18 protein-coding genes and 1 pseudogene are annotated in these 20,645 nt (G+C 73.4%); 8 read left to right on the top strand and 11 right to left on the bottom strand.

The features are described from left to right. The first annotated feature begins 9 nt into the window (after nucleotides 1–9). The 5 genes from ACFV3E_RS03050 to ACFV3E_RS03070 all read left to right on the top strand — a co-directional run bounded on the left by ACFV3E_RS03050 (nucleotide 10) and on the right by ACFV3E_RS03070 (nucleotide 6,793). Complete coding sequence (locus tag ACFV3E_RS03050) at nucleotides 10–1,902, top strand: copper resistance CopC/CopD family protein (protein ID WP_500533088.1); 1,893 nt, start codon at nucleotides 10–12, stop codon at nucleotides 1,900–1,902. After that, entirely contained in the window at nucleotides 1,899–3,134 is a 1,236-nt protein-coding gene (gene efeB / locus ACFV3E_RS03055) for an iron uptake transporter deferrochelatase/peroxidase subunit (protein WP_500533089.1), read from the top strand. The genes ACFV3E_RS03050 and efeB overlap by 4 nt, the downstream gene beginning before the upstream one ends. A gap of 54 nt (nucleotides 3,135–3,188) precedes the next feature. After that, on the top strand, nucleotides 3,189–4,118 hold the full coding sequence (gene pheA, locus ACFV3E_RS03060; RefSeq protein WP_500533090.1) for a prephenate dehydratase: 930 nt from the start codon (nucleotides 3,189–3,191) through the stop codon (nucleotides 4,116–4,118). Between the two features lie 585 nt (nucleotides 4,119–4,703). Continuing rightward, nucleotides 4,704–5,981, top strand: coding sequence for a serine--tRNA ligase (gene serS, locus ACFV3E_RS03065; RefSeq protein ID WP_500533091.1), 1,278 nt, complete (start codon nucleotides 4,704–4,706; stop codon nucleotides 5,979–5,981). Further along, complete coding sequence (locus ACFV3E_RS03070; protein WP_500533092.1) at nucleotides 5,978–6,793, top strand: HAD family hydrolase; 816 nt, start codon at nucleotides 5,978–5,980, stop codon at nucleotides 6,791–6,793. Before serS ends, ACFV3E_RS03070 begins: the two co-directional genes overlap by 4 nt. Here the strand turns inward: ACFV3E_RS03070 and ACFV3E_RS03075 are convergent. From ACFV3E_RS03075 to ACFV3E_RS03105, 7 genes are all read right to left on the bottom strand, one after another. After that, the gene (locus ACFV3E_RS03075; RefSeq protein ID WP_500533093.1) at nucleotides 6,729–7,454 is read right to left on the bottom strand and encodes a rhomboid-like protein; all 726 of its coding nucleotides are present in this window, start codon (nucleotides 7,452–7,454) and stop codon (nucleotides 6,729–6,731) included. The two genes, ACFV3E_RS03070 and ACFV3E_RS03075, sit on opposite strands and share 65 nt — an antisense overlap. A 41-nt stretch (nucleotides 7,455–7,495) precedes the next feature. Beyond that, the gene (locus ACFV3E_RS03080) at nucleotides 7,496–8,104 is read right to left on the bottom strand and encodes a YceI family protein (RefSeq protein WP_500367898.1); all 609 of its coding nucleotides are present in this window, start codon (nucleotides 8,102–8,104) and stop codon (nucleotides 7,496–7,498) included. A 26-nt stretch (nucleotides 8,105–8,130) separates the two neighbouring features. Further along, a complete protein-coding gene (locus ACFV3E_RS03085) occupies nucleotides 8,131–8,388 on the bottom strand; it encodes a hypothetical protein (RefSeq protein ID WP_500533094.1) in 258 nt (85 codons plus the stop codon). A gap of 108 nt (nucleotides 8,389–8,496) precedes the next feature. Continuing rightward, nucleotides 8,497–9,216 (bottom strand): ABC transporter permease, encoded by a 720-nt coding sequence (locus tag ACFV3E_RS03090; RefSeq protein WP_499512945.1) that lies wholly within the window; start codon nucleotides 9,214–9,216, stop codon nucleotides 8,497–8,499. Between the two features lie 23 nt (nucleotides 9,217–9,239). Then, nucleotides 9,240–10,157 (bottom strand): ABC transporter ATP-binding protein, encoded by a 918-nt coding sequence (locus tag ACFV3E_RS03095; protein WP_431958914.1) that lies wholly within the window; start codon nucleotides 10,155–10,157, stop codon nucleotides 9,240–9,242. Next, on the bottom strand, nucleotides 10,154–11,059 hold the full coding sequence (locus tag ACFV3E_RS03100; protein WP_499512943.1) for an ABC transporter permease: 906 nt from the start codon (nucleotides 11,057–11,059) through the stop codon (nucleotides 10,154–10,156). Before ACFV3E_RS03100 ends, ACFV3E_RS03095 begins: the two co-directional genes overlap by 4 nt. Continuing rightward, nucleotides 11,046–11,960: an ABC transporter ATP-binding protein gene (locus tag ACFV3E_RS03105; protein ID WP_500330975.1), complete on the bottom strand. Its 915-nt coding sequence runs from the start codon at nucleotides 11,958–11,960 to the stop codon at nucleotides 11,046–11,048. Before ACFV3E_RS03105 ends, ACFV3E_RS03100 begins: the two co-directional genes overlap by 14 nt. A gap of 492 nt (nucleotides 11,961–12,452) precedes the next feature. On the opposite strand from ACFV3E_RS03105, the gene ACFV3E_RS03110 reads away from it, so the two are divergent. Continuing rightward, on the top strand, nucleotides 12,453–12,731 hold the full coding sequence (locus tag ACFV3E_RS03110; protein ID WP_500533095.1) for a hypothetical protein: 279 nt from the start codon (nucleotides 12,453–12,455) through the stop codon (nucleotides 12,729–12,731). 61 nt (nucleotides 12,732–12,792) lie between these two features. Here ACFV3E_RS03110 and ACFV3E_RS03115 read toward each other — a convergent pair whose 3' ends face one another. After that, nucleotides 12,793–13,350, bottom strand: coding sequence for a DUF6344 domain-containing protein (locus ACFV3E_RS03115; RefSeq protein ID WP_500533096.1), 558 nt, complete (start codon nucleotides 13,348–13,350; stop codon nucleotides 12,793–12,795). A 367-nt stretch (nucleotides 13,351–13,717) separates the two neighbouring features. Here ACFV3E_RS03115 and ACFV3E_RS03120 point away from each other — a divergent pair, with 367 nt between their 5' ends. Further along, nucleotides 13,718–14,605: an LLM class flavin-dependent oxidoreductase gene (locus tag ACFV3E_RS03120; protein WP_500533097.1), complete on the top strand. Its 888-nt coding sequence runs from the start codon at nucleotides 13,718–13,720 to the stop codon at nucleotides 14,603–14,605. Here ACFV3E_RS03120 and ACFV3E_RS03125 read toward each other — a convergent pair. Next, the gene (locus ACFV3E_RS03125; protein ID WP_499512938.1) at nucleotides 14,598–15,014 is read right to left on the bottom strand and encodes a DUF6083 domain-containing protein; all 417 of its coding nucleotides are present in this window, start codon (nucleotides 15,012–15,014) and stop codon (nucleotides 14,598–14,600) included. The two genes, ACFV3E_RS03120 and ACFV3E_RS03125, sit on opposite strands and share 8 nt — an antisense overlap. A gap of 108 nt (nucleotides 15,015–15,122) precedes the next feature. Between ACFV3E_RS03125 and ACFV3E_RS03130 the strand changes: the two genes are divergently transcribed. Further along, nucleotides 15,123–15,983 (top strand): HAD family hydrolase, encoded by an 861-nt coding sequence (locus tag ACFV3E_RS03130; RefSeq protein ID WP_500533098.1) that lies wholly within the window; start codon nucleotides 15,123–15,125, stop codon nucleotides 15,981–15,983. A 12-nt stretch (nucleotides 15,984–15,995) separates the two neighbouring features. Here the strand turns inward: ACFV3E_RS03130 and ACFV3E_RS03135 are convergent. Next, nucleotides 15,996–17,102 (bottom strand): annotated as a pseudogene (locus ACFV3E_RS03135) (GAF domain-containing sensor histidine kinase); the annotation flags it as partial. Between the two features lie 51 nt (nucleotides 17,103–17,153). Next, nucleotides 17,154–20,639, bottom strand: a complete 3,486-nt coding sequence (cydD, locus tag ACFV3E_RS03140; protein WP_500533099.1) for a thiol reductant ABC exporter subunit CydD — start codon at nucleotides 20,637–20,639, stop codon at nucleotides 17,154–17,156. Nucleotides 20,640–20,645 lie beyond the last annotated feature (6 nt).

The following is a 20,645-nucleotide window of genomic DNA, read 5'->3' on the forward strand; positions in this document are numbered from 1 at the left end:
GAGAGCGCCATGAGGGTGATGACGAAGTCCGCGCTGCGGCTGCTGGCCGTACCGCTCGCCGTGCTCGGCCTGCTGCTCGGCACCGCGGCGCCGGCGTCCGCGCACGCCGCGCTGGTCGGTTCCGACCCGGCCCAGGGTTCGGTCGTCAAGACCGCGCCGGCGCAGGTGCGGCTGTCCTTCTCCGAGGGTGTGCTGCTGTCGAGGGACTCCATCCGGGTCCTCGGCCCGGACGGCAGGCGCGCCGAGACCGGCGACGCGAACGACGGCGGCAGGGGGAGCACGACCGCGGCCGTCGCCCTGCGCCCGGGGCTCGGCGACGGCACGTACACCGTCGCGTGGAAGGTCGTCTCGGCCGACAGCCACCCGGTCGCGGGCGCCTTCACCTTCTCCATCGGCGCGCCCTCCAAGACCTCCGTCCAGCTGCCCGACCAGGAGGTGGGCGGGGGCGCCGTCGGCACCCTGTACGACATCGCCCGCTACGCCGCCTACCTCGGCTTCGCACTGCTGGTCGGCGCCGCGTTCTTCATCGGCGTGTGCTGGCCGGACGGCGCGCGGACGCGGTCGATGCGGCGGCTGGTGGCCGCCGGCTGGGCCGCGATGGTCGCCGCGACGATACTGCTGCTGATGCTGCGCGCCCCCTACGCCAACGGGGGCGGGCTGGGCGACGCCTTCGACCTCGGCGGCGTACGGGACGTCCTGGACACCCGGCCCGGCGCGGCGCTGGTGTCCCGGCTGCTGCTGCTCGCCGCGGGCGCGGTGTTCATCGCCGTGCTCTTCGGCAGCTGGGCCAAGCGGGAGGACCCGGTCGAACGCCAGGACCTCGCCTGGGGCCTGGCCATCGGCGGCACGGTCGTGTCGGTCGGCCTGGCCGCGACGTGGGCCATGGCCGAGCACGCCTCGGTCGGCATCCAGGCCTCGGTGGCGATGCCCGTCGACATCGTGCACCTGCTGGCCATGGCCGTCTGGCTCGGCGGTCTCACCGCGCTGCTGGTCGCGCTGTGGGGCGGGCAGCGCGTGGAACGGGCCGTGGTGCAGCGATTCTCGAAGATCGCCTTCGGGGCGGTGGTGACCCTGGTCGTCACCGGCGTCTACCAGTCCTGGCGCCAGCTCGGCTCCTGGGACGCGCTGGTGTCCACCGGCTACGGCCAGCTGCTGCTGGTCAAGATCGGCCTGGTCATCCTCCTGGTGGAGCTGGCCTGGCTGTCCCGCCGCTGGACCGCGCGGCTCGGCGACACGGCCGTCCGCGGCAAGACCGCCGTCGCCCAGCCGGTCGCCGCGGGACGGAAGGGCGCCGGCGGCGGTGGCGGGGGCGGGGGTGCGTCCGAGCGCGCCGAACAGCTGGCCCGCCAGGAGGCGGCGCTGGCCAAGGAGCGGGCCCGCAAGGACCGCGACGCCGACACCGAGCGCACGGGCCTGCGCAAGTCGGTGCTGGCGGAGGTGGCCGTCGCGGTCGTGGTGCTGGCCGTCACGACGCTGCTGACCGGCACCCAGCCGGGCAGGGCCGCTGAGGAGGGCGCCGCGCAGCAGCAGGCCTCCGCGCCGGTGTCCGAGGTGCCCGAGCCGCTGGACGTGAGGATCCCGTTCGACACGGGCGGCACGAACGGCAAGGGCGAGGCGGAGGTGACCCTGGACCCGGGCGGCGTCGCCGAGAACGAGCTCCACCTCCTGGTCACCTCCCCCGACGGACGGGCCTTCGACGTCCCCGAGGTGCAGGTCTCCTTCACCCTGAAGTCCAAGAAGATCGGCCCCATCCCGGTGACCCTGGGGAAGATCGACACCGGTCACTGGAGTGCCGAGAACGTCCAGATCCCGGTCCCCGGGGAGTGGACGGTCGCCGTGACCGTACGGACCTCGGACATCGACCAGGTCACCCGCACGAAGGTGGTGAAGATCGGCTCATGAACGACCGCCCTCAGGACCTCTCACGGCGCCGTCTGCTCGGCACTGCCGGAGCGGCGGGCGCCGCGGGGCTGCTCGTGGGCGGCACCTCGGGCGCCGTCACCGCGCACGCGACGCGGGACGAGGCCACCGCGCTGACCTCCGTCGGCGCCACGGCCTTCCCCTTCCACGGCGCCCACCAGGCCGGCATCACCACCCCGCTGCAGGCCCGCGGCCACCTGGTCGCCTTCGACCTGGCCGCGGGCGCCGGGCGCAAGGGAGCCGCGGCGCTGCTGCGCCGCTGGTCGACGGCGGCCGAGGCGATGACGGAGGGCCGGGCCCCGTCGGGCGACAACCAGATCGCCCTGGACGCCGGGCCGTCCTCGCTCACCGTCACCTTCGGCTTCGGCCGCGGTTTCTTCGCCCGGACGCAGCTGACGGGGCGGATGCCGCAGGAGCTCGCCCCGCTGCCGGACTTCGCCTCGGACGCGCTCGACCGCGGGCGCAGCGACGGCGACCTGTGGATCCAGATCGGCTCCGACGACGCCCTGGTCGCCTTCCACGCCCTGCGCGTGCTGCAGAAGGAGGCAGCGGGCACGGCGACGCTGCGCTGGCAGATGAACGGCTTCAACCGCACCCCGGGCACGACCGCCGAGCCGCGCACCGCCCGCAACCTGATGGGCCAGGTCGACGGCTCCAACAACCCTAGGCCCTCCGACCCCGACTTCGACGCCCGCGTCTTCGTCCCCGCCTCCGGCTCCCCGCAGTGGATGGCGGGCGGCTCCTACGCGGTCGTCCGGCGCATCCGCATGCTGCTGGACACCTGGGACAACCTCCCCCCCGAGCGCCAGGAGAAGGTGATCGGGCGGCGCAAGGCCGACGGCGCCCCGCTGTCCGGCGGCACCGAGGCGAGCAGACCCGACCTCGACAAGGTCGGGCCGGACGGCCGTACCTTCGCGATCGCCGCCGACGCGCACGTCCGCGTCGCCGCCCCGGCCTCCAACGGCGGCGCGGCGATGCTGCGGCGCGGGTACTCGTACCACGACGGCTACCGTGACGACGGCGCACCGGACGCCGGGCTGCTCTTCGTGGCCTGGCAGGCCGACCCGCTCAAGGGGTTCGTGCCGGTGCAGCGCAAGCTCGACCGGGGCGACGGCCTGTCACGCTTCCTGCGGCACGAGGCCAGCGGGCTCTTCGCGGTCCCGGGCGGCGCGGCACCGGGCGAGTACGTCGGCCAGCGGCTGCTGGAGTCCTGAGGCGGGACAGGCGGGACAGGCGGGACTTCGGCGGCAGGGCCTAGGCTGACAGACATGTCGCCGGCGAGCCGTTACACCTATCTCGGCCCTGAGGGCACCTTCACCGAGGCCGCGCTCCGGACGCTTCCGGAGGCCGCCACACGCGAGCTGGTCCCGATGGTCTCGGTGCAGGCCGCGCTCGACGCGGTGCGCAGCGGGGAGGCCGCGGCAGCCCTGGTGCCCATCGAGAACTCGATGGAGGGCGGCATCACCGCGACCCTGGACGAACTGGCGGCGGGCACACCGCTGATGATCTACCGCGAGGTGCTGCTGAGCATCGCGTTCGCGCTGCTGGTGCGCCCGGGTACGGGGCTCGGGGACGTCAAGACGGTCACCGGTCACCCGGCGGCGCAGGTGCAGGTCCGCAAGTGGCTGACGGCGCACCTGCCGGACGCCGCGTGGGAGTCGGCGGCGTCGAACGCGGACGGCGCCCGGCTGGTGGCGGAGGGCCGGTACGACGCGGCGTTCGCGGGCGAGTTCGCGGCGCCGACGTACGGGCTGGAGCCGCTGGCCACGCAGATCCACGACGCGGAGAACGCCGAGACCCGTTTCGTGCTGGTCGGCCGTCCGGCCCGGCCGGTCGCGCCGACCGGCGCCGACAAGACCTCGGCGGTGTTCTGGCTGGGCGACGACCACCCCGGCGCGCTGCTGGAGCTGCTGCAGGAGTACGCGGTGCGCGGGGTGAACCTGATCCGCATCGAGTCGCGGCCGACCGGCGAGGGGATCGGCCGGTACTGCTTCTCGGTGGACTGCGAGGGGCACATCACCGAGCGCCGGGTCGGCGAGGCGCTGATGGGCCTGAAGCGGATCTGTCCGCAGGTGCGTTTCCTCGGCTCGTACCCGCGCGCGGACGAGGTGCCGCCGCAGCAGCGCAAGGGGACCACGGACGAGGAGTTCACGGCCGCGGCGGACTGGCTGGGGCGCGCCCTGGACGGGCGGGTCTGAGGGGCTCGCGCACCGCTTCCCGGGGGCCTTCGGTGAACAACCGGTGGCCCCTTCGGTTGTCCACCGCGTTATCCACAGGCCCGTGCCGCGGGCTGGGGATAAGTCGACAGAACAAGTCGCCCAAGGAACCGCCAGATCGACAAATCGGCACACTCACGCCAACTGATCCCACAGACCCCCAGGTCATCATTCGTCATCCCAATACCTTCGAACAACTCGATAGAGGGAAGAGTTCTCACTCGAAAGTGAGTGTTAGGAGGGTTTGGACCGGGAATCCATGCCCCCGCACCCACCTCGCGGAATGATCAAGTCCATCTTCCACAGCCCATCCACACCCGCTGTGGACAAGTGAGGGGGACACCCCTCCCCCTGTGGATAACTCTCCACTCCGGACCTGCCCCAACTGCCTTTGTCCACAGGCCACATGCCCTCCCCGGAGGGACGCGAAGAATTCGGTTGACGGTAACCGACCCGCCATTATCGGCCGTACGGCATTTCCCGCACCCTCTTTTCGAAGCGGACATAACGCCCCATAAAGCACTTAACTTGTCGCGTCGGCACCCGGCGCACCGGTAGCCTGTTCCCGTGATTGACCTTCGCCTGCTTCGTGAGGACCCCGACCGTGTGCGCGCCTCCCAGCGCGCCCGTGGAGAGGACGTCGCGCTCGTCGACGCCCTGCTCTCCGCAGACGAGCGGCGCAGGTCGTCCAGTACCCGCTTCGACGAGCTGCGCTCGGAGCAGAAGTCGCTGGGCAAGCTGGTCGGCAAGGCCCAGGGCGAGGAGCGGGCCGAGCTGCTGAAGCGGGCCGAGCACCTCAAGGCCGCCGTGAAGACCGCCGACGCCGAGCAGCACGAGGCCGCCGAGGAGGCGCACCGCCTGCTGCTGCAGCTCGGCAACATCGTCCACCCGGACGCCCCCGTCGGCGGCGAGGAGGACTTCGTCGTCAAGGAGGTCATCGGCAGCCCGCGCGACTTCGCGGCCGAGGGCTTCGAGCCCAAGGACCACATCGACCTCGGCGAGCTGCTCGGCGCCATCGACGTCGACCGCGGCGCCAAGGTCTCCGGCTCGCGCTTCTACTACCTGACCGGCCCCGGCGCCCTGCTGGAGCTGGCCCTGGTCAACGCTGCCATCGCGCAGGCCACCGCGGCCGGCTTCGTCCCGATGCTGACCCCGACGCTGGTCAAGCCGGAGGCCATGGCCGGCACCGGCTACCTCGGCCAGGTCGAGGACGACGTGTACTACCTGGAGAAGGACGGCCTGTACCTGGTCGGCACCTCCGAGGTCCCGCTCGCCGCGTACCACATGGACGAGATCATCGAGGCGTCGAAGCTGCCGCTGCGCTACGCGGGCTTCTCGCCCTGCTACCGGCGCGAGGCGGGCTCGTACGGCAAGGACACCCGCGGCATCATCCGCGTCCACCAGTTCGACAAGGTGGAGATGTTCGTCTTCACCCGCCCCGAGGACGCCGAGGCCGAGCACGCCCGGCTGCTGGAGTGGGAGAAGCAGTGGCTGACCTCGCTCGAGCTGCCCTTCCGGGTGATCGAGCTGGCCTCGGGGGACCTGGGCTCCTCGGCGGCGCGCAAGTTCGACTGCGAGGCGTGGATCCCCACCCAGGGCAAGTACCGCGAGCTGACCTCGACCTCGAACACCACCGAGTTCCAGGCCCGCCGGCTCTCCGTGCGGCTGCGGGACGAGAACGGCACCCGCCCGCTGGCCACGCTCAACGGCACCCTGTGCGCCATCCCGCGCACCATCGTCGCCATCCTCGAGAACCACCAGCAGGCCGACGGCTCGGTCCGCGTCCCCGAGGTGCTGCGCCCGTACCTGGGCGGCCGTGAGGTGCTGGAGCCGGTAGCCAAGTGACCTCCCCGCTCCCCTACCGTCTGGTCGCGACGGATCTCGACGGCACGCTGCTCGGCCCCGACCACACCGTCTCCGAACGTTCCCGCAAGGCGCTCGCCGCGGCCACCGCGGCGGGTGCCGATCACATCGTCGTCACCGGCCGCCCGGTGGCCCGTACGGTGCACGTCCTGGAGGACCTGGGCTACGAGGGCCTGGCCGTCTGCATGCAGGGCGCGCAGGTCTACCACGCGGGCGAGCGGCGGCTGCTGACCTCGGTCACGCTGGACCGGCAGACCGCCCGGACGGCGCTGGCCAAGATCGAGGCGGAGACCGGCCCGCTGGCCGTGGCGGCGGCGCTCGACGGCATCGACGGCGACATCGTGCTCGGCCCCGGCTACCGGCTGTTCGACTCCGAGCTGCCGGTGGGCGGCGAGGTGGACGACGTGGAGGGGCTGTGGACGTCGCCCGTCAGCAAGCTCTACGTCCAGCATCCGCGACTGGGCGACGACGAGCTCGCACACGCGGCGACCACGGCAGCCGGCGGCCTGGTCAGCGCCGTGATGTCCGGTACGGGCATCGTGGAGCTGTTGCCTCTGGGGCTGTCCAAGGCCCGGGGGCTGTCGCTGGCCGCCCGCCGGCTGGGCGTGACGGCCGCCGAGACCATCGCCTTCGGCGACATGCCCAACGACCTGCCGATGTTCCAGTGGGCGGCCCACGGCGTCGCGATGGGCAACGCCCACCCGCTGCTGAAGGCGGCCGCCGACGAGGTCACGGCCTCCAACGGCGAGGACGGGATCGCCCTGGTCCTGGAGCGGCTCTTCCCCGGGGCGTGAGCCCGCGGCACGCGAGGCCGATCAGCAGGGCGATGACGTGCCCGAGGTCGGTGTAGGTGCGCCCCGGTGCGACCAGGGGGTACGCGAAGAAGCCCGCGGCGGCGAGCAGGTAGGGCAGCCGCCAGGGCGGTCGTACGCGGTGGGTGAGCACACCGATGGCCCCGGCCAGCCCGTAGCTGACGCCGATGTCGACGGTGTGGGCGAGCGAGGCCGGCAGCCGGTCCGCGTGGATGCCGAGCAGCACGGCCTGCTGGCTGAGGACGCTCGCCCCGACGTGGGCCAGGGCCACGACGCCGAGCCAGCGCCGGGTGCCCAGCCAGCGCTCGGCGGGGGCGTGGACGGCCTCGAAGCAGAGCGCGTACAGCCCGAAGGCCGCCGGGGACTCGGTCCACAGCGCGCTGCCGACCAGCGCCCGCACCGGCTGGGAGCCGAGCTCCGCCAGGTTGGTGCTGTTGTGGTGCAGCAGGAAGGACCTCAGGTCCGGCGGGGCGGCCGCCATGATGCCGCTGGTCACGGCGAGGGCCAGCAGCCAGATGTGCGTCCCGGGGGCGGAGCGCACCCAGGTCCGCACCTCGGGGACGACGACCCGGGCCGCCGCGCCGCTCGGTGCGGTGCGGCGGCGCCCGGTGCCGGCGGTGCCGGCCGTCTCGTCCGTTGCCATCCCCTCCATCGTGCGGCAGGGGGACGGCTGCTTCAGCGGGTTCAGGCCGCCTTGATCGCGGAGATGTCGAAGGTCAGCTTGACCTTGTCGCTGATCAGAACGCCGCCGCCCTCGAGGGCCGCGTTGTAGGTGAGGCCCCAGTCGCCGCGGTTGACGGTCGTCGAGCCCTCGAAACCGACACGGAGGTTGCCGTAGGGGTCGGTGGCGGAGCCGTTGTAGGTGAAGTCGATGGAGACCGGCTTGGTGGTGTCCTTGATCGTGAGGTCACCGTGCATGCGGTAGGTCTCGTCGTCGACCTGCTCGGCGGAGCTGCTGCGGAAGCTGATCTCCGGGTAGGTGGCGGCGTCGAAGAAGTCGCCGGTGCGCAGGTGCTCGTCGCGCTGGGCCTGGTTGGTGTCGATGCTGACGACCTTGATGGTGACCTCGGCGGAGGAGTTGGCCGGCTTGCCGCCGTCCAGCTGCAGCTTGCCCTCGTACTCCGCGAACTGGCCGCGCACGGTGGTGACCATCGCGTGGCGCACGGCGAAGCCGACCTCGCTGTGGGTCGGGTCGATCGTGTACTCGCCGGTCAGGTGCGCCAGGTCGGCGGACGGCGCGGTGGTGACGGCAGCGGTCTCGGTGGCATCGCTCTTGCGATTGAACAGGCCCATGATGAACTCCTTGGGGACGCGTTGGTTTACGATTCAACCTCCTTCACGGTAGCGGCATTCCCTTGAATTCTCAAGGAGTCCTGTGATCCAGCCCACTTCCGGGGGATGAGGACGAAGCGCCGGCGGTCCGGGGCACGGGACCACCGGCGGCGGAGCCCGGCGGTGGCACGCCCGGCGAGCGCGTCGACGTGGCGGGCCAGCTCCGGGCTGAACAGCGCGATGAGCAGGCCGAGGGCGGCCAGGAACACACCCACGGCGAAGAGCAGCGGAGTCTCGGACGTCACGCCGCACATCTGACAATCCGATGTACGGACGTCGGGGGAGCAGGGCCGCCCGGGCGGAAGAAGACCACCCGGGCGGCTTACGGTGGGACGGGGCCTAGGCCGGAACGATCACTCCTCGCCGGCCAGCGTCAGCGACCGCATCCGCTGCCCCGCGAAGGCCGTCGCGGCGAGGGTGACGCCGACCAGCAGCACCACCGCGAGCGGCAGCCCCACGTCGGAGGTCACCGTGCCCTCGCCGGCGATCTTCTGGGCTAGCGCCAGGGCCCACTGCTGCACGCTCAGCGTGCGCGCGCCCGGCACCAGGCTGCCGATCAGCGACTCCCAGATCAGCGCGTAGACCAGGCCGAAGACCACCGCCTGCCGGGTCACCACGCCCAGCAGCAGGAAGATCGCCGCGTAGGTGACGGAGGCGACCGCCGCCGCGGCGGTGAACGCGACCGCGATGCCCTGGCTGTTGCCGTTGAGGATGAATCCGGCGATCAGCGTCGGCACCGCCGAGAAGACCACCGACACCGCGATGGCGACCAGCAGCTTGGTGACGATGATCGTCGGCCGCCGTACCGGCTTGGCCAGCAGGTAGATGATCGAGCCGTCGTCGATCTCCGGCCCGATGGCGCCGGTGCCGGCGATCACGCCGACCAGCGGCACCATCGTCGCCAGCGCGAAACCGCCCAGCACCGAACTCGCGATGGAGTCGTCGGCGCCGACCAGCGCCCGCACCGCCACGGAGATAAGGATCAGCAGCGCGGGCAGGGCGAACAGGACCAGGGCCCGGCGGCGGCCCAGCAGCCCCCGGTAGGTCAGCCTGGCCACGGTGGGATTGAACATCGGAGCTCCTTACAGCCGTGTGCCTACGCCGTGACCAGGTAGGAGAAGACGCTCTCCAGGGACTCGTCGGACGGCGAGACCGTGTAGAGCCGGATGCCCCGCTCCCGCGCGACGCGCGGCAGCAGCTCGGTGAAGCCGGCGAAGTCGATCGCCTGGATGCGCAGCGCCCGCTCCTTCCAGTCCAGCTCGATGGCGGCCGTGGACCCGTCCGCGATCAGCGCGGCGGCGAGCGCCCGGTCGTCGCTGGAGCGCACCAGGTAACGGTGCGGCCGGTCCGTCATGAGCCGGCGGATCTTGCGGAAGTCGCCCGAGGCGGCGTGCCGGCCGGCGACGACCACCTCGATGTGGCTCGCCAGCTGCTCGACCTCCTCCAGGATGTGCGAGGAGAACAGCACCGTGCGGCCCTCGGCGCCCATCCGCCGCAGCAGGTCCATCAGGTGCAGCCGCTGCCGGGGGTCCATGCCGTTGAAGGGCTCGTCCAGCAGCAGCACCGACGGGTCGTGCACGAGCGCGGAGGCCATCTTGGCGCGCTGCCGCATGCCCTTGCTGTACGTGGAGACCGGCCGGTCCTGGGCGAACTCCATCTCGACCGTGGCCAGGGCGCGCTGCGCCGCCGCCCCCGGGTCCGCCAGCCCGTGCAGTTCGGCGTTGGCGACCACGAACTCCCGGGCCGTCAGGAAGTCGTACATCGCCTCCCGTTCGGGGACGATGCCGATGTGCCGGTACACCTGCTCGTTGCGCCAGACCGTGGCGCCGTCGAGGGTGACGGTGCCGGCGGAGGGGGCCAGGAAGCCGCCCATCATGTTGATCAGAGTGGACTTGCCCGCGCCGTTGGGGCCGAGCAGCCCGGTGACGCCGGGGCCGATCGTCATCGTCACGTCGTTGACGGCGACGACGTTGCCGAACCAGCGGGACACGTGGTCGATGGACAGGGTGGTCACGACAGTACGGCCTTTCGGTAGCGGCGCATCAGCAGGCCGAAGGAGCCGGCGATCACGGCGAGGAGGACGAGGAGGTAGACCGTGCCGACGACCGCGTCCTTCGGGCCCGCGCCCTCGGGGAAACTGGAGGTCGCCCCCAGCCACCAGGTCTGCGCGCCGTCGATCAGCGTGATCGGCGAGAACAGGCCGAGCCAGCCGATCACGTCGGCGTTGCCGTTGATCGAGGCGACGCCCTGGACGCTGGTCACCGCGCCGTACGAGAGCGTGAACACCGCGATGACCGCGGCGACGCCGAAGCCCCGGCGCGGCGTCAGCGCCGCGATGACCAGGCCGATGCCCGCGAACAGCAGCGACAGCAGCAAGGCGGCGAGCATCGCCTTGGCGAAGCCCGCGCTCTGGTCGCTCACGTCGAACTTGGCCAGCAGCGCCCCGATGTACATGATCAGCAGCGGCGTCGCGGTGAGGATGAACAGCGCCGTGGTCAGCGCGGCGAACTTCGACGCGACGTAGTCGACCGCCTCGATCGGACGCGAGAAGTACAGCGGGGTCGTCTTGAACCGCAGGTCCAGCGAGACGGCCTGCGGAGCCTGCGCCGCCAGGTAGAGGCCGATGACCGCCTGCATGATGATCGCGTACTGGGTGTACTCGATCGGCAGTTTGGTCGCCTTCGTGCCGATCGCCACCGCGACCATGATCCCGGCCGGAACGCACATCACGGCCAGCAGAATCATCGGCAGCACCTTGGACTTCGCCGAGCGGCCGAGCCCGTACGCGCTGCGCAGGCTCTGGACGTACAGCGACGTGCGCGCGTAGCCGCGCCCCAGGCGCGGGCCGTCGTAGTGCCGGTAACCGATGTCGTGGATGACGTCGGCGGCGGGCGTCCTGCCCTCAAGCTGCGTCATGCTCGTCCCCTCCCCGGAAGATCTCGGCGATGCGGTGCCGGTGCTGCTCCATGCGCACCAGGCCCGTGCCGAGCTCGGCGACCGCGTCGCGGACCGCGTCGTACGTCTCGTCCCCGTCGATGTCGACCATGACCAGCCGGCCGTCCGCGTGCGCGTTGAGCCCGGCGGCGGTCAGCTTCGCCACCAGTTCGTCCTCGTGCTCGGTGACCTCGACGGTGAGCGAGGCGGTCGCCTGGGTGAAGTCGCTGGTCGAGGAGGAGCGCAGCAGGGAGCCGCCGTCGATGACGACGATGTGGTCGCTGGTGCGCTCCAGTTCACCGAGCAGGTGGGAGGTGACCAGCACGGAGATGCCGAACTCGGTGTGGACGCGCCGGATCAGTTCGAGCATGTCGTCGCGGCCGACGGGGTCCAGCCCGTTCGTCGGCTCGTCGAGCAGCACCAGCCGGGGGTCGTGGACCAGCGCCTGGGCCAGCTTCACCCGCTGCTTCATGCCCGTGGAGTACCCGCCCATGGGGCGGTACCGCTCCTCGTACAGGCCGACGTGGCGGAGCGTGTCCGCGGTGCGCTCACGCGCGGCGGCCGGCGGCAGCCCCGAGATACGGGCCATGTGGACGACGAACTCCGTCGCCGACACGTCCGGGGGCAGGCAGTCGTGCTCCGGCATGTAGCCCACATGGGCGCGGATCGCCGCGCCCTCTGTCGCCACATCCATGCCCAGGACGGCGGCCCGGCCTTCCGTGGCCGGCGCCAACCCCAGGAGGATCTTGATCAGGGTCGACTTGCCGGCTCCGTTGGCACCGACCAACCCGGTCACGCCGGGTGCGATGTCGACGGTGAGCCGGTCCAGAGCGGTCACCCTCGGGTACCGCTTCGTCAGGCTTTCGGTAGCGATCACAGTCACGCCACGAACCTAGTGGCGCGGGCCACACCCCGTCGTCACTCTGGGGGGCGGTTGTGCGTAGTCCTTGGGGTTGACTCCCCCGTAGGGGAGGCGGTGCGGTGCGTCCGTCTTGCCGGGGTTCCTCCTGCGGGTCGCGCGGTTCAGCCGTGGCGGGGCGTCGTCCGGGAGCACGGTCGGCTCCACCGGTCGCCCTCGACGGGCCGGACCCCGCGGTGGTGCCGCGTGGCGCTGCGTCGGGTCGTGGTGTGCGGGCGCGCGGGCGTGCGCGGGTCGCGCTCGCGCGAGGGGTGCGTGGGTGTGCGGTGCGTGGGTGTGCGGTGCGTGGGGGTGCGTGGGCGGTGCGTGCGTGGGCGGTATGCGCCTGCCCCGCCGTACGCGCGGATGCGGCGGTACGGGCCGCCGTCGTGCGCGGGCGAGTCGGCGACCGGACGGTCCGTGGCTCCGTCGCGGACCGGGGTGTCCCGCCGCGTGAGGGGCCGGGTCGAGCCGGCGGTGACCGTCACAGCCCCGGGGGTGCGGGTCGTCTCCGGCATCGGCGTCCTCGTCATCGTGCTCGTGGTCCTGCTCGGGGTGGTGCTGGGGGTGGTGCTCGTGGTGCTCGGCGTGGTGCTCACTGCCGTGCTCCGGCCCGGGCCCGTGTGTGCGCCCGTCGTCCGGGGGGTCCGGACGGTTCCGCTGGAGCGGGCGCCGTGTCCGGCGCCGTGGTGGTGCTGGTGCGCTTGCCCTCGGGCGGTCCGCTCGACGCGGTCCTCCAGGGTCGGGACGGCCTGACGTGACGTCAACGGGAGCCGTGCGGCACGCCGTACCGGCTGGTCACGCGCGTCCGCGGCGGTCATGCGCAGAGCGCCCACTCGCGGCGGCGGGGGGTACGGGCCGGGGCCGCGGTCGCGTCGGTCAGTGCGGGGTCGAGGCCGGCGTCGCCGATCGGGCGGGTGCGCACGCGGGCCACGGGCGAGGCGCCGTGGGCCTCGGCCCGGATGCGCTGCTTCATCGTCGGCGGCAAGGAGTGCGCGTCGGCCGCGGTGGTGAGGCAGGGCGCCGGGACGAAGGGGACGGACGGCTCGGGCACGACGGGTTCGCTGCGGTACGACGTGCGGCACGACGGGACGTCCGGTGTGCGTCCGCCCGGTTCGACGCGCGGCCCTGGACCGGACGCGGCAGCGCCCACAGCCACTGGTTGTGGTGCCGGCTCCGTACGCGGCGCCGGTGCCCAGTGGCGGACCGCCTCGGCGGTCGGCAGGAACCGGGTCCCTGGGACGGTCTCGGGTCGCGGCGCGGCAGGAGCCGTGCTACGCGACGCCGGGACGGCGAACCCGAAGTACGCGACCATCTTGAGCAGGAGCGTCACGAAGACGTCCCAGAACGTCCTGACATGGGTGTTGACAGCCATGACCTCTCACTTCCTTCGGCGAGTCGGGAGCGACTAATCCGATGATGCGGAAGTGAGCACGAAATCCTCGGTGCCGCACCCCGAGGGTGCCGATATTCCGATCAACACCACCCGGGTGGCCCAGCCGTGCCCCGGCCGGCCGCTCCGGCGAGGACCTTCCCGCACAGTGGACCCCGAGTTGCGGGTCCTGACGTCCGGGGGTAGGGCGGCGTCCTGTTGCGCGTGGCGCGCGCCGCCCCGTCCACAGGGTGCGCAGGCGGGGGCCGCGGGGCCCGGTTGCCGGGCGATTTCCACCGGACGGCGGCCGGAGCCCCGATCGTCCCACCGCTCCGGGCCGGGCGGCGCCAGGGCCCGTAGGGTGGAGGACATGCGCCTGAGCACTGTGATCCTGCCGATCCACCGCTGGAACGAGGGCCGGAAGGTCTGGCGTCGGGCCGAGGAACTCGGCTTCCACGCCGCCTACACCTACGACCACCTGTCGTGGCGGAGCTTCCGGGACGGCCCGTGGTTCGGGGCGGTGCCGACGCTGACGGCGGCGGCCGCGGCGACGGAGCGGATCCGGCTGGGCACGCTCGTGACCTCGCCGAACTTCCGGCACCCGGTGACGCTCGCCAAGGAGTTGATCTCCCTCGACGACGTGAGCGACGGGCGGCTGACGCTCGGCATCGGCGCCGGCGGGGTGGGCTACGACGCGACCGCGCTGGGGCAGGTGCCGTGGACGCCGCGGGAACGGGCCGACCGCTTCGGCGAGTTCGTCACCGTACTGGACCGGCTGCTGACGGAGCCGGTGGTGAGTCACGAGGGCGAGTTCTACTCGGCGGACGAGGTGCGGAACATCCCCGGCTGCGTGCAGCGGCCGCGGGTGCCCTTCGCGGTGGCCGCGACGGGCCCGCGCGGGCTGCGGCTGGCGGCGCGCTACGGCCAGGCCTGGGTGACCTACGGCGACCCGAAGGGCCCGGCGGAGGTGCCGGTGGACAAGTGCCCCGAGGTCGTCTCGCACCAGTACGACCTGCTGGAGATCGCCTGCGCCGAGATCGAGCGGGATCCGGGCGAGCTCGACCGCATCCTGCTGACCGGGTCGACGGCCGAGCGCCCGCTGGAGTCGCTCGACGCCTTCGTCGACTTCGCCGGCCGCTACGCGGAGGTCGGCATCACCGAGATCGTGCTCCACTGGCCGGTGCCGGACTCCGTCTACGCGGCGGACGAGAAGGTCTTCGAGCGCATCGCGACCGAGGCGCCGGCCCAGCTCAGTTGAGCCGGCGGCGGGCGTTGCGCCGCCACTGGCCGAGCAGCACGGGTGACGCCGTGGGCGGCGGACCCGCGGGACAGACGTCGAAATGACTGATCCGGCAGGTGTCGGAGGGGTCGGCGGCGCGCAGGTTGACCGCCGTGCCGTCGCCCGCGACGCGCCAGCGGCGACCGGCCGGGACGGTGGCCGGCGGCCACTCGCCGGGCTCGACCAGGATCCAGTGGCCGCCGGCGGTGCGGTGGCGGTACGCGGCGCAGGCGCACCGGCCGCAGGTCGTGGCGGTGCCGGCCGCCGGATCGGCGACGGGTATCGCGGTGCGCGCGGCCAGGCGGATGCCGTCCACGACGGTCGGCAAAGCCTCGGCCAGGAGCACCGGTTCCCGGTCGGGCTGCTCTTCACAACGCACAAGGGCCATGGCGAGATGGTGGCACCCGGCACTGACAACGGCGACGGAGAGTGTGGCGGTGATCGCACTCAGCGCCCGCCTGCTGTCATATGCAACCGCATGGGGGACCATGGGTCGGTGACCTCAGCCACCCAGCATCCCAGGACCCCGGACGCCACCCTCGCGGCCCCCGCGCCGCGGCTGATCGCCACCGACCTGGACGGCACGCTCCTGCGCGACGACAAGACCGTTTCGGCCCGGACGATCGCCGCCCTGGCGGACGCGGAGGCCGCGGGCATCGAGGTCTTCTTCGTCACCGGCCGGCCCGCGCGGTGGATGGACGTCGTAGCCGCGCACACCGCCGGCCACGGCATGGCGATCTGCGCCAACGGCGCCGCCGTCTACGACCTGCACCGCGACAAGCGGCTGCTGGCGGCCTACCCCCTCGACCCGCGGGACGCGCTCGCGGTCATCGCGTCCCTGCGCACCGCCGTCCCCGGCACGACCTTCGCCGTCGAGCTGACCGGCGGCTTCGCGTACGAGCCGGAGTACCCGCCGTACGCCCCCGCGCCCGACGCGGTCGTCGCCCCGGTGGAGGAGCTGCTCGACGGCGGGCGGCAGAGCCAGCCCGTGCTGAAGCTGCTGGCCAAGCACCCGTCCATCGACCCGGACGTCTTCCTGCGCACCGCGCGCGCGGTGGCCGGGGAGCACGCCGAGATCACCCGGTCCAGCGCGTCGGCGCTGCTGGAGATCAGCGGTGCGGGGGTCAGCAAGGCGACGACGCTCGCACGCTGCTGCGCGGATCTCGGCATCTCCGCCGAGGAGGTCGTGGCCTTCGGGGACATGCCCAACGACCTCGCCATGCTGTCGTGGGCGGGCACCTCGTACGCCGTCGCCAACGCCCACCCCGAGGTGCTGGCCGCCACGACGCACCGCACCGTGGCGAACGAGGAGGACGGCGTCGCCCTGGTCATCGAGCGGATCCTCGCCGACCGCTGACCTCGTCCGGCCTCAGAGGGGCGCCTCCCAGGCGAGCGTGGTGCCCTTGCCGTCCGGCCCCGGCCCGAAGATCGACTCGCCGCCCAGCGACTCCGCGCGGCGGGCGAGGTTGCGCAGCCCGCTGCGCCGCCCGGTCTCCGGGATGCCGACGCCGTCGTCGGAGACGATGAGCCGCACCCCCTCGCGGCCGTCGGCGAGGACGGCGGTGGCGTCGAGCACCACCTCGACCCAGGTGGCGCCCGCGTGCCGCTGGACGTTGGACAGCGCCTCGCGCAGCGCCGCCACGAGGTTGCGGGCGCTGAGCGCGCCGACCCGGTGGTCGACGGGCCCGACGAAGCGGACGGAGGGCGGGAAGCCCAGGCCCCGCGCGGCGGAGCCGGTCTCCCGCAGCACCTGGGCGCGCAGTCCCGCCGGTGCGTCGTCGCCCGGCTCCTGCTGCAGCGCGAAGATCGCCGTCCGCACCTCCTGGATGGTGGCGTCCAGTTCCTCGACCGCGTGCGCGATGCCCTCCTCCGCGTCGGGCGGCAGCGCCTTGCGCCGGGCTCCCTGCAGCATCAGGCCCGTCGCGAAGAGCCGCTGGATGACCAGGTCGTGCAGGTCGCGGGCGATCCGGTCGCGCTCCTCGTAGACGGCCAGCCGGTTGCGGTCGCGCTGGGCGCCCGCGAGCAGCAGGGCCAGCGCCGCCTGCGCCGCGAACTGGGTGGCCACAAAGCGCTCGTCCTCGGTGAAGCCCGGCACGCCGTGGGACCTCGGCAGCGCGAGCGCGCCCATCACATGGCCGCTGCTCTGCAGCGGCAGGATCATGCAGGCCCCGAAGCGCGGGGCGATCGCCATGGTCATCCGGTCGTCGGTCGCGGCGTCCTCCACGAACACCGGCTCGCCCGCCATCAGCGGCGCCACGGGCGGGCTGTCCGCCTCGAGCACCGTGCCGACCAGGCCCGCGGGCTGCTGGGCCGAGACCGCGACCACCTCCAGACCGCCCTCGACCGTCGGCAGCAGAACCAGGCCCGCATCGGCCGCCACGAGCGCGCGGGCCTGCTCGGCGACGACGTCGAGCGCGTTCTCGCCCGGTTGTTCGTCCGCCAGCAGCGCGGTCGTGACCGAGCCGACGGCGTCCAGCAGCTTGGCCAGTGGTTCTGCCATACGGCGAGCCTAGGACGGTGCCGCGTCCTACGCCGTGATCGACTCAGGCTCCGGCGCGCCCGGTGCGTCGGCCGCGCGCTCGCGGTCCAGGCCCCGGCGGAACGGGCCGTCGGCGACGGCCAGCTCCTGGTGCGTACCGCGCTGGACGACCCGGCCGCGGTCGAGGACGAGGATCTCGTCGACCTCCTCCAGACCGGTGAGGCGGTGGGTGATCAGCACGGTCGTGCGGCCCGTGGTCGCGGCCAGCAGATCGGCGGTCAGGGCGTCGGCGGTGGCCAGGTCGAGGTGTTCGGCGGGCTCGTCGAGCACCAGGACGGGGAAGTTGGCGAGCAGCGCCCGGGCCAGCGCCAGCCGCTGGCGCTGGCCGCCGGACAGGCGGGTGCCGTGCTCACCGACCGGGAGGTCGAGGTCCAGGTCGAGCCGGGCCGCGGCGAGCGCGCCGCGCAGCTCCGCGTCGTCCGCACCGGGGCGGGCCAGGCGCAGGTTCTCCCGGACCGTGCTGTCGAAGGCGTGCGCGTCCTGGGCGCACAGGCCGACCATGCGGCGCACGGCGTCGCCGTCGAGGGCCGTGGCGTCGGTGCCCGCGAGGGTGTAGGTGCCCGCCTCGACGTCCAGGAAGCGCAGCAGCACGTGGGCGAGGGTCGTCTTGCCCGAGCCGGAGGGGCCGACGACCGCGATCCGGCGACCGGGCGTCAGTTCGAGGCCGACGCCGTCCAGCGCGGGCCGGGGCTGCCCCGGGTGGCGGGCGGTGAGACCGCGCAGCACCAGGGGGTGCGGCCCGGCGGGCACGGGGGCGGGGCGTTCCGGCTCCCGTACGGGATCGGGGGTGTCGAGCACGTCGTACACGCGCTGCGCCGCCTGCCGGCTGCGCTGCCGGTACTGCGCCGCCAGCGGCATGGCCGCCACCGCCTCGAAGGCCGCGAGCGGGGTGAGCACGACGACCGCCAGCGCGACCCCGGACAGTCCGCCGGCCGCCACCGCCCGCACGCCCGCCCAGGCGCAGAGCGTGACGGTGAGTCCGCTGACCAGGGCGCCGAGCCCGGCCCCGAGCGCCGCACCGGCCGCGGAACGCGCCGCGATCCGGGTGAGCACGCGGTCCTGCCCGGCCGCCTTGGCGCGGCGCCCGGGCAGTGCCCCGGCGACGGTCAGTTCGGCGGTGCCGGTGAGCACCTCGACGACCTGGGCCGCGAGTTCGCCGCGGGCGGGGGCGAGGGCGCGTTCGGCGCGCCGGGCCAGCGCCGCGGAGAGGGCCGGCACGGCCACGCCGGCGGTGAGCAGTCCCACCGCCAGGGCCGCTCCGGCACCGGGCAGCAGCCACGCCGTGAACGCGGCCGCCGCGGTGTCGGTGAGCACGGCGGCGCCCGCGGGGAGCAGCCAGCGCAGGAAGTAGTCCTGCAGGCCGTCCACGTCCGCGACGAGGCGGGAGAGCAGGTCGCCCCGCCGGGTGTCCCGCAGCGCGGCGGGCGCGAGCCGCTCCAGCCGGCGGTACACGGTGACCCTGAGGTCGGCCAGGGCGCGGAAGACGGCGTCGTGCGAGACCAGGCGCTCGGCGTAGCGGAACACCGCCCGGCCGATGCCGAAGGCCCGGGTCGCGGTGACCGCGACCATCAGGTAGAGGACCGGCGGCTGCTGGGAGGCCCGGGATATCAGCCACGCCGAGGTCGCCATCAGGCCGACGGCGCTCAGCAGCGCGAGGGCGCCGAGCAGCAAAGCGAGGGCGAACCGCGGCCGCAGCGGCGACGTGACCCGGCGTACCCGGGTCAGCGGCGCGGAATTCCTGGAGGCCGCGGAGGGCGCGGGCGGGGTGGCGGCGAGGGCCGCGCCGAGGGGTTCGGGGGTGTTCGCCGTGGCCGCGGCCTGCCGTTCGGCCCCGGCGGGGTGCGCCGCCGTGGACGGCACGGCACGCTCCGGGCGCCCGTCGAGCCGCACGATGCGGTCCGCCACGGCCAGCAGCGCCGGGCGGTGGACCACGAGCAGCACCGTACGGCCGGCCGCTAGCCGCCGTACGGCGTCGACCACGGCCGCCTCGGTCTCCCCGTCCAGCGCCGCCGTGGGTTCGTCGAGCAGCAGCAGCGGCCGGTCGGCGAGGAACGCCCGGGCCAGGGCGACGCGTTGCCGCTGTCCGGCGGAGAGCCCGGCGCCGCCCTCCCCGACGGCCGTCGCGGGGTCGAGGTCCGGGGCGCCGGCGTCCCGGAGCGCGGCGCGGACCCCGGCCGGGCTCGCGTCCGGGCGGGCCAGCCGTACGTTGTCGGCGACGGTCCCGGCGAAGAGGTACGGCCGCTGGGGGACCCAGGCGATCTGCCGGTGCCAGCCGGCCGGGTCGTGGGCGGCGAGGTCGGTGCCGCCGGCCAGGACCCGTCCCGAGGTCGGCTCGGTGAAGCCGAGCAGCACGGAGAGCAGGGTGCTCTTGCCGATCCCGCTGGGGCCGGTGAGGGCGATCGTCTCGCCGGGGGAGACCCGCAGGGAGACGGCGCCGAGGCGGCCCCGCACGGCGACCCCGTCCAGTTCGACGACCGCGGTCCGCAGGTCGGGGGCCGGGGCCGTGCCGCGCCGGGGCGGCGCGGTCTCCAGCACGGCGAAGACCTCGTCGGCGGCGGAGAGCCCCTCGGCGGCCGCGTGGTAGTGGGCTCCCACCTGGCGCAGCGGCAGGTACGCCTCCGGCGCCAGGACGAGGATGACCAGCCCGGTGTAGAGGTCGAGTTCACCGTGGACCAACCGCATGCCGACACCGACGGCGACCAGGGCGACGGAGATGGTGGAGAGCAGCTCCAGGGCGAAGGAGGAGAGGAAGGTGATGCGCAGCGTCCGCATCGTGGCGCGCCGGTGGTCGGCGGTGATGGCCCGGATGGACTCGGCCTGGGCCTTGGCCCGGCCGAAGACCTTGAGGGTGGGCAGGCCCGCGACGACGTCGAGGAAGTGGCCGGACAACCGGGCGAGCAGCTGCCACTGACGGTCCATGCGGGCCTGGGTGGCCCAGCCGATGAGGACCATGAAGACCGGGATGAGGGGGAGGGTCAGGGCGATGGTGAGCGCCGAGACCCAGTCCTCGGTGACGATGCGGGCGAGGACGGCGGCGGGCACCACGACCGCCAGGCCCAGTTGGGGCAGGTAGCGGGCGAAGTAGCCGTCGAGGGCGTCGATGCCCCGGGTGGCGAGCGTGGTGAGCTCACCGGTCCGGCGCTCGGTGAGCCCCGCCGGGCCCAGTGCGGTGACGTGGTCCAGCAGCCGTGTGCGCAGCCGGGACTTGACCGCGGCGGAGGCCCGGTGGGCGCACAGCTCGGTGAGCCAGGAGACGGCGGCCCGGCCGGCCGCGACGCCGGCGAGCAGCAGCAGGGGGGTGCGCAGCGCTCCGGCGTCGAGACCGTCCTGGAAACCCCCGACGACGATCTCCGCGAGGAGCATCGCCTGCGCGATGACCAGGCCCGCACCGGCGAGACCGAGCAGGACGGAGACGGCGAGGAACACACGGGTCGCGCGGGCGTACCTCAGGAGCCGGGGGTCGACGGGTTTCACGTGAAA

Source organism: Streptomyces sp. NPDC059718 (assembly GCF_042733315.1).
GTDB lineage: Bacteria > Actinomycetota > Actinomycetes > Streptomycetales > Streptomycetaceae > Actinacidiphila.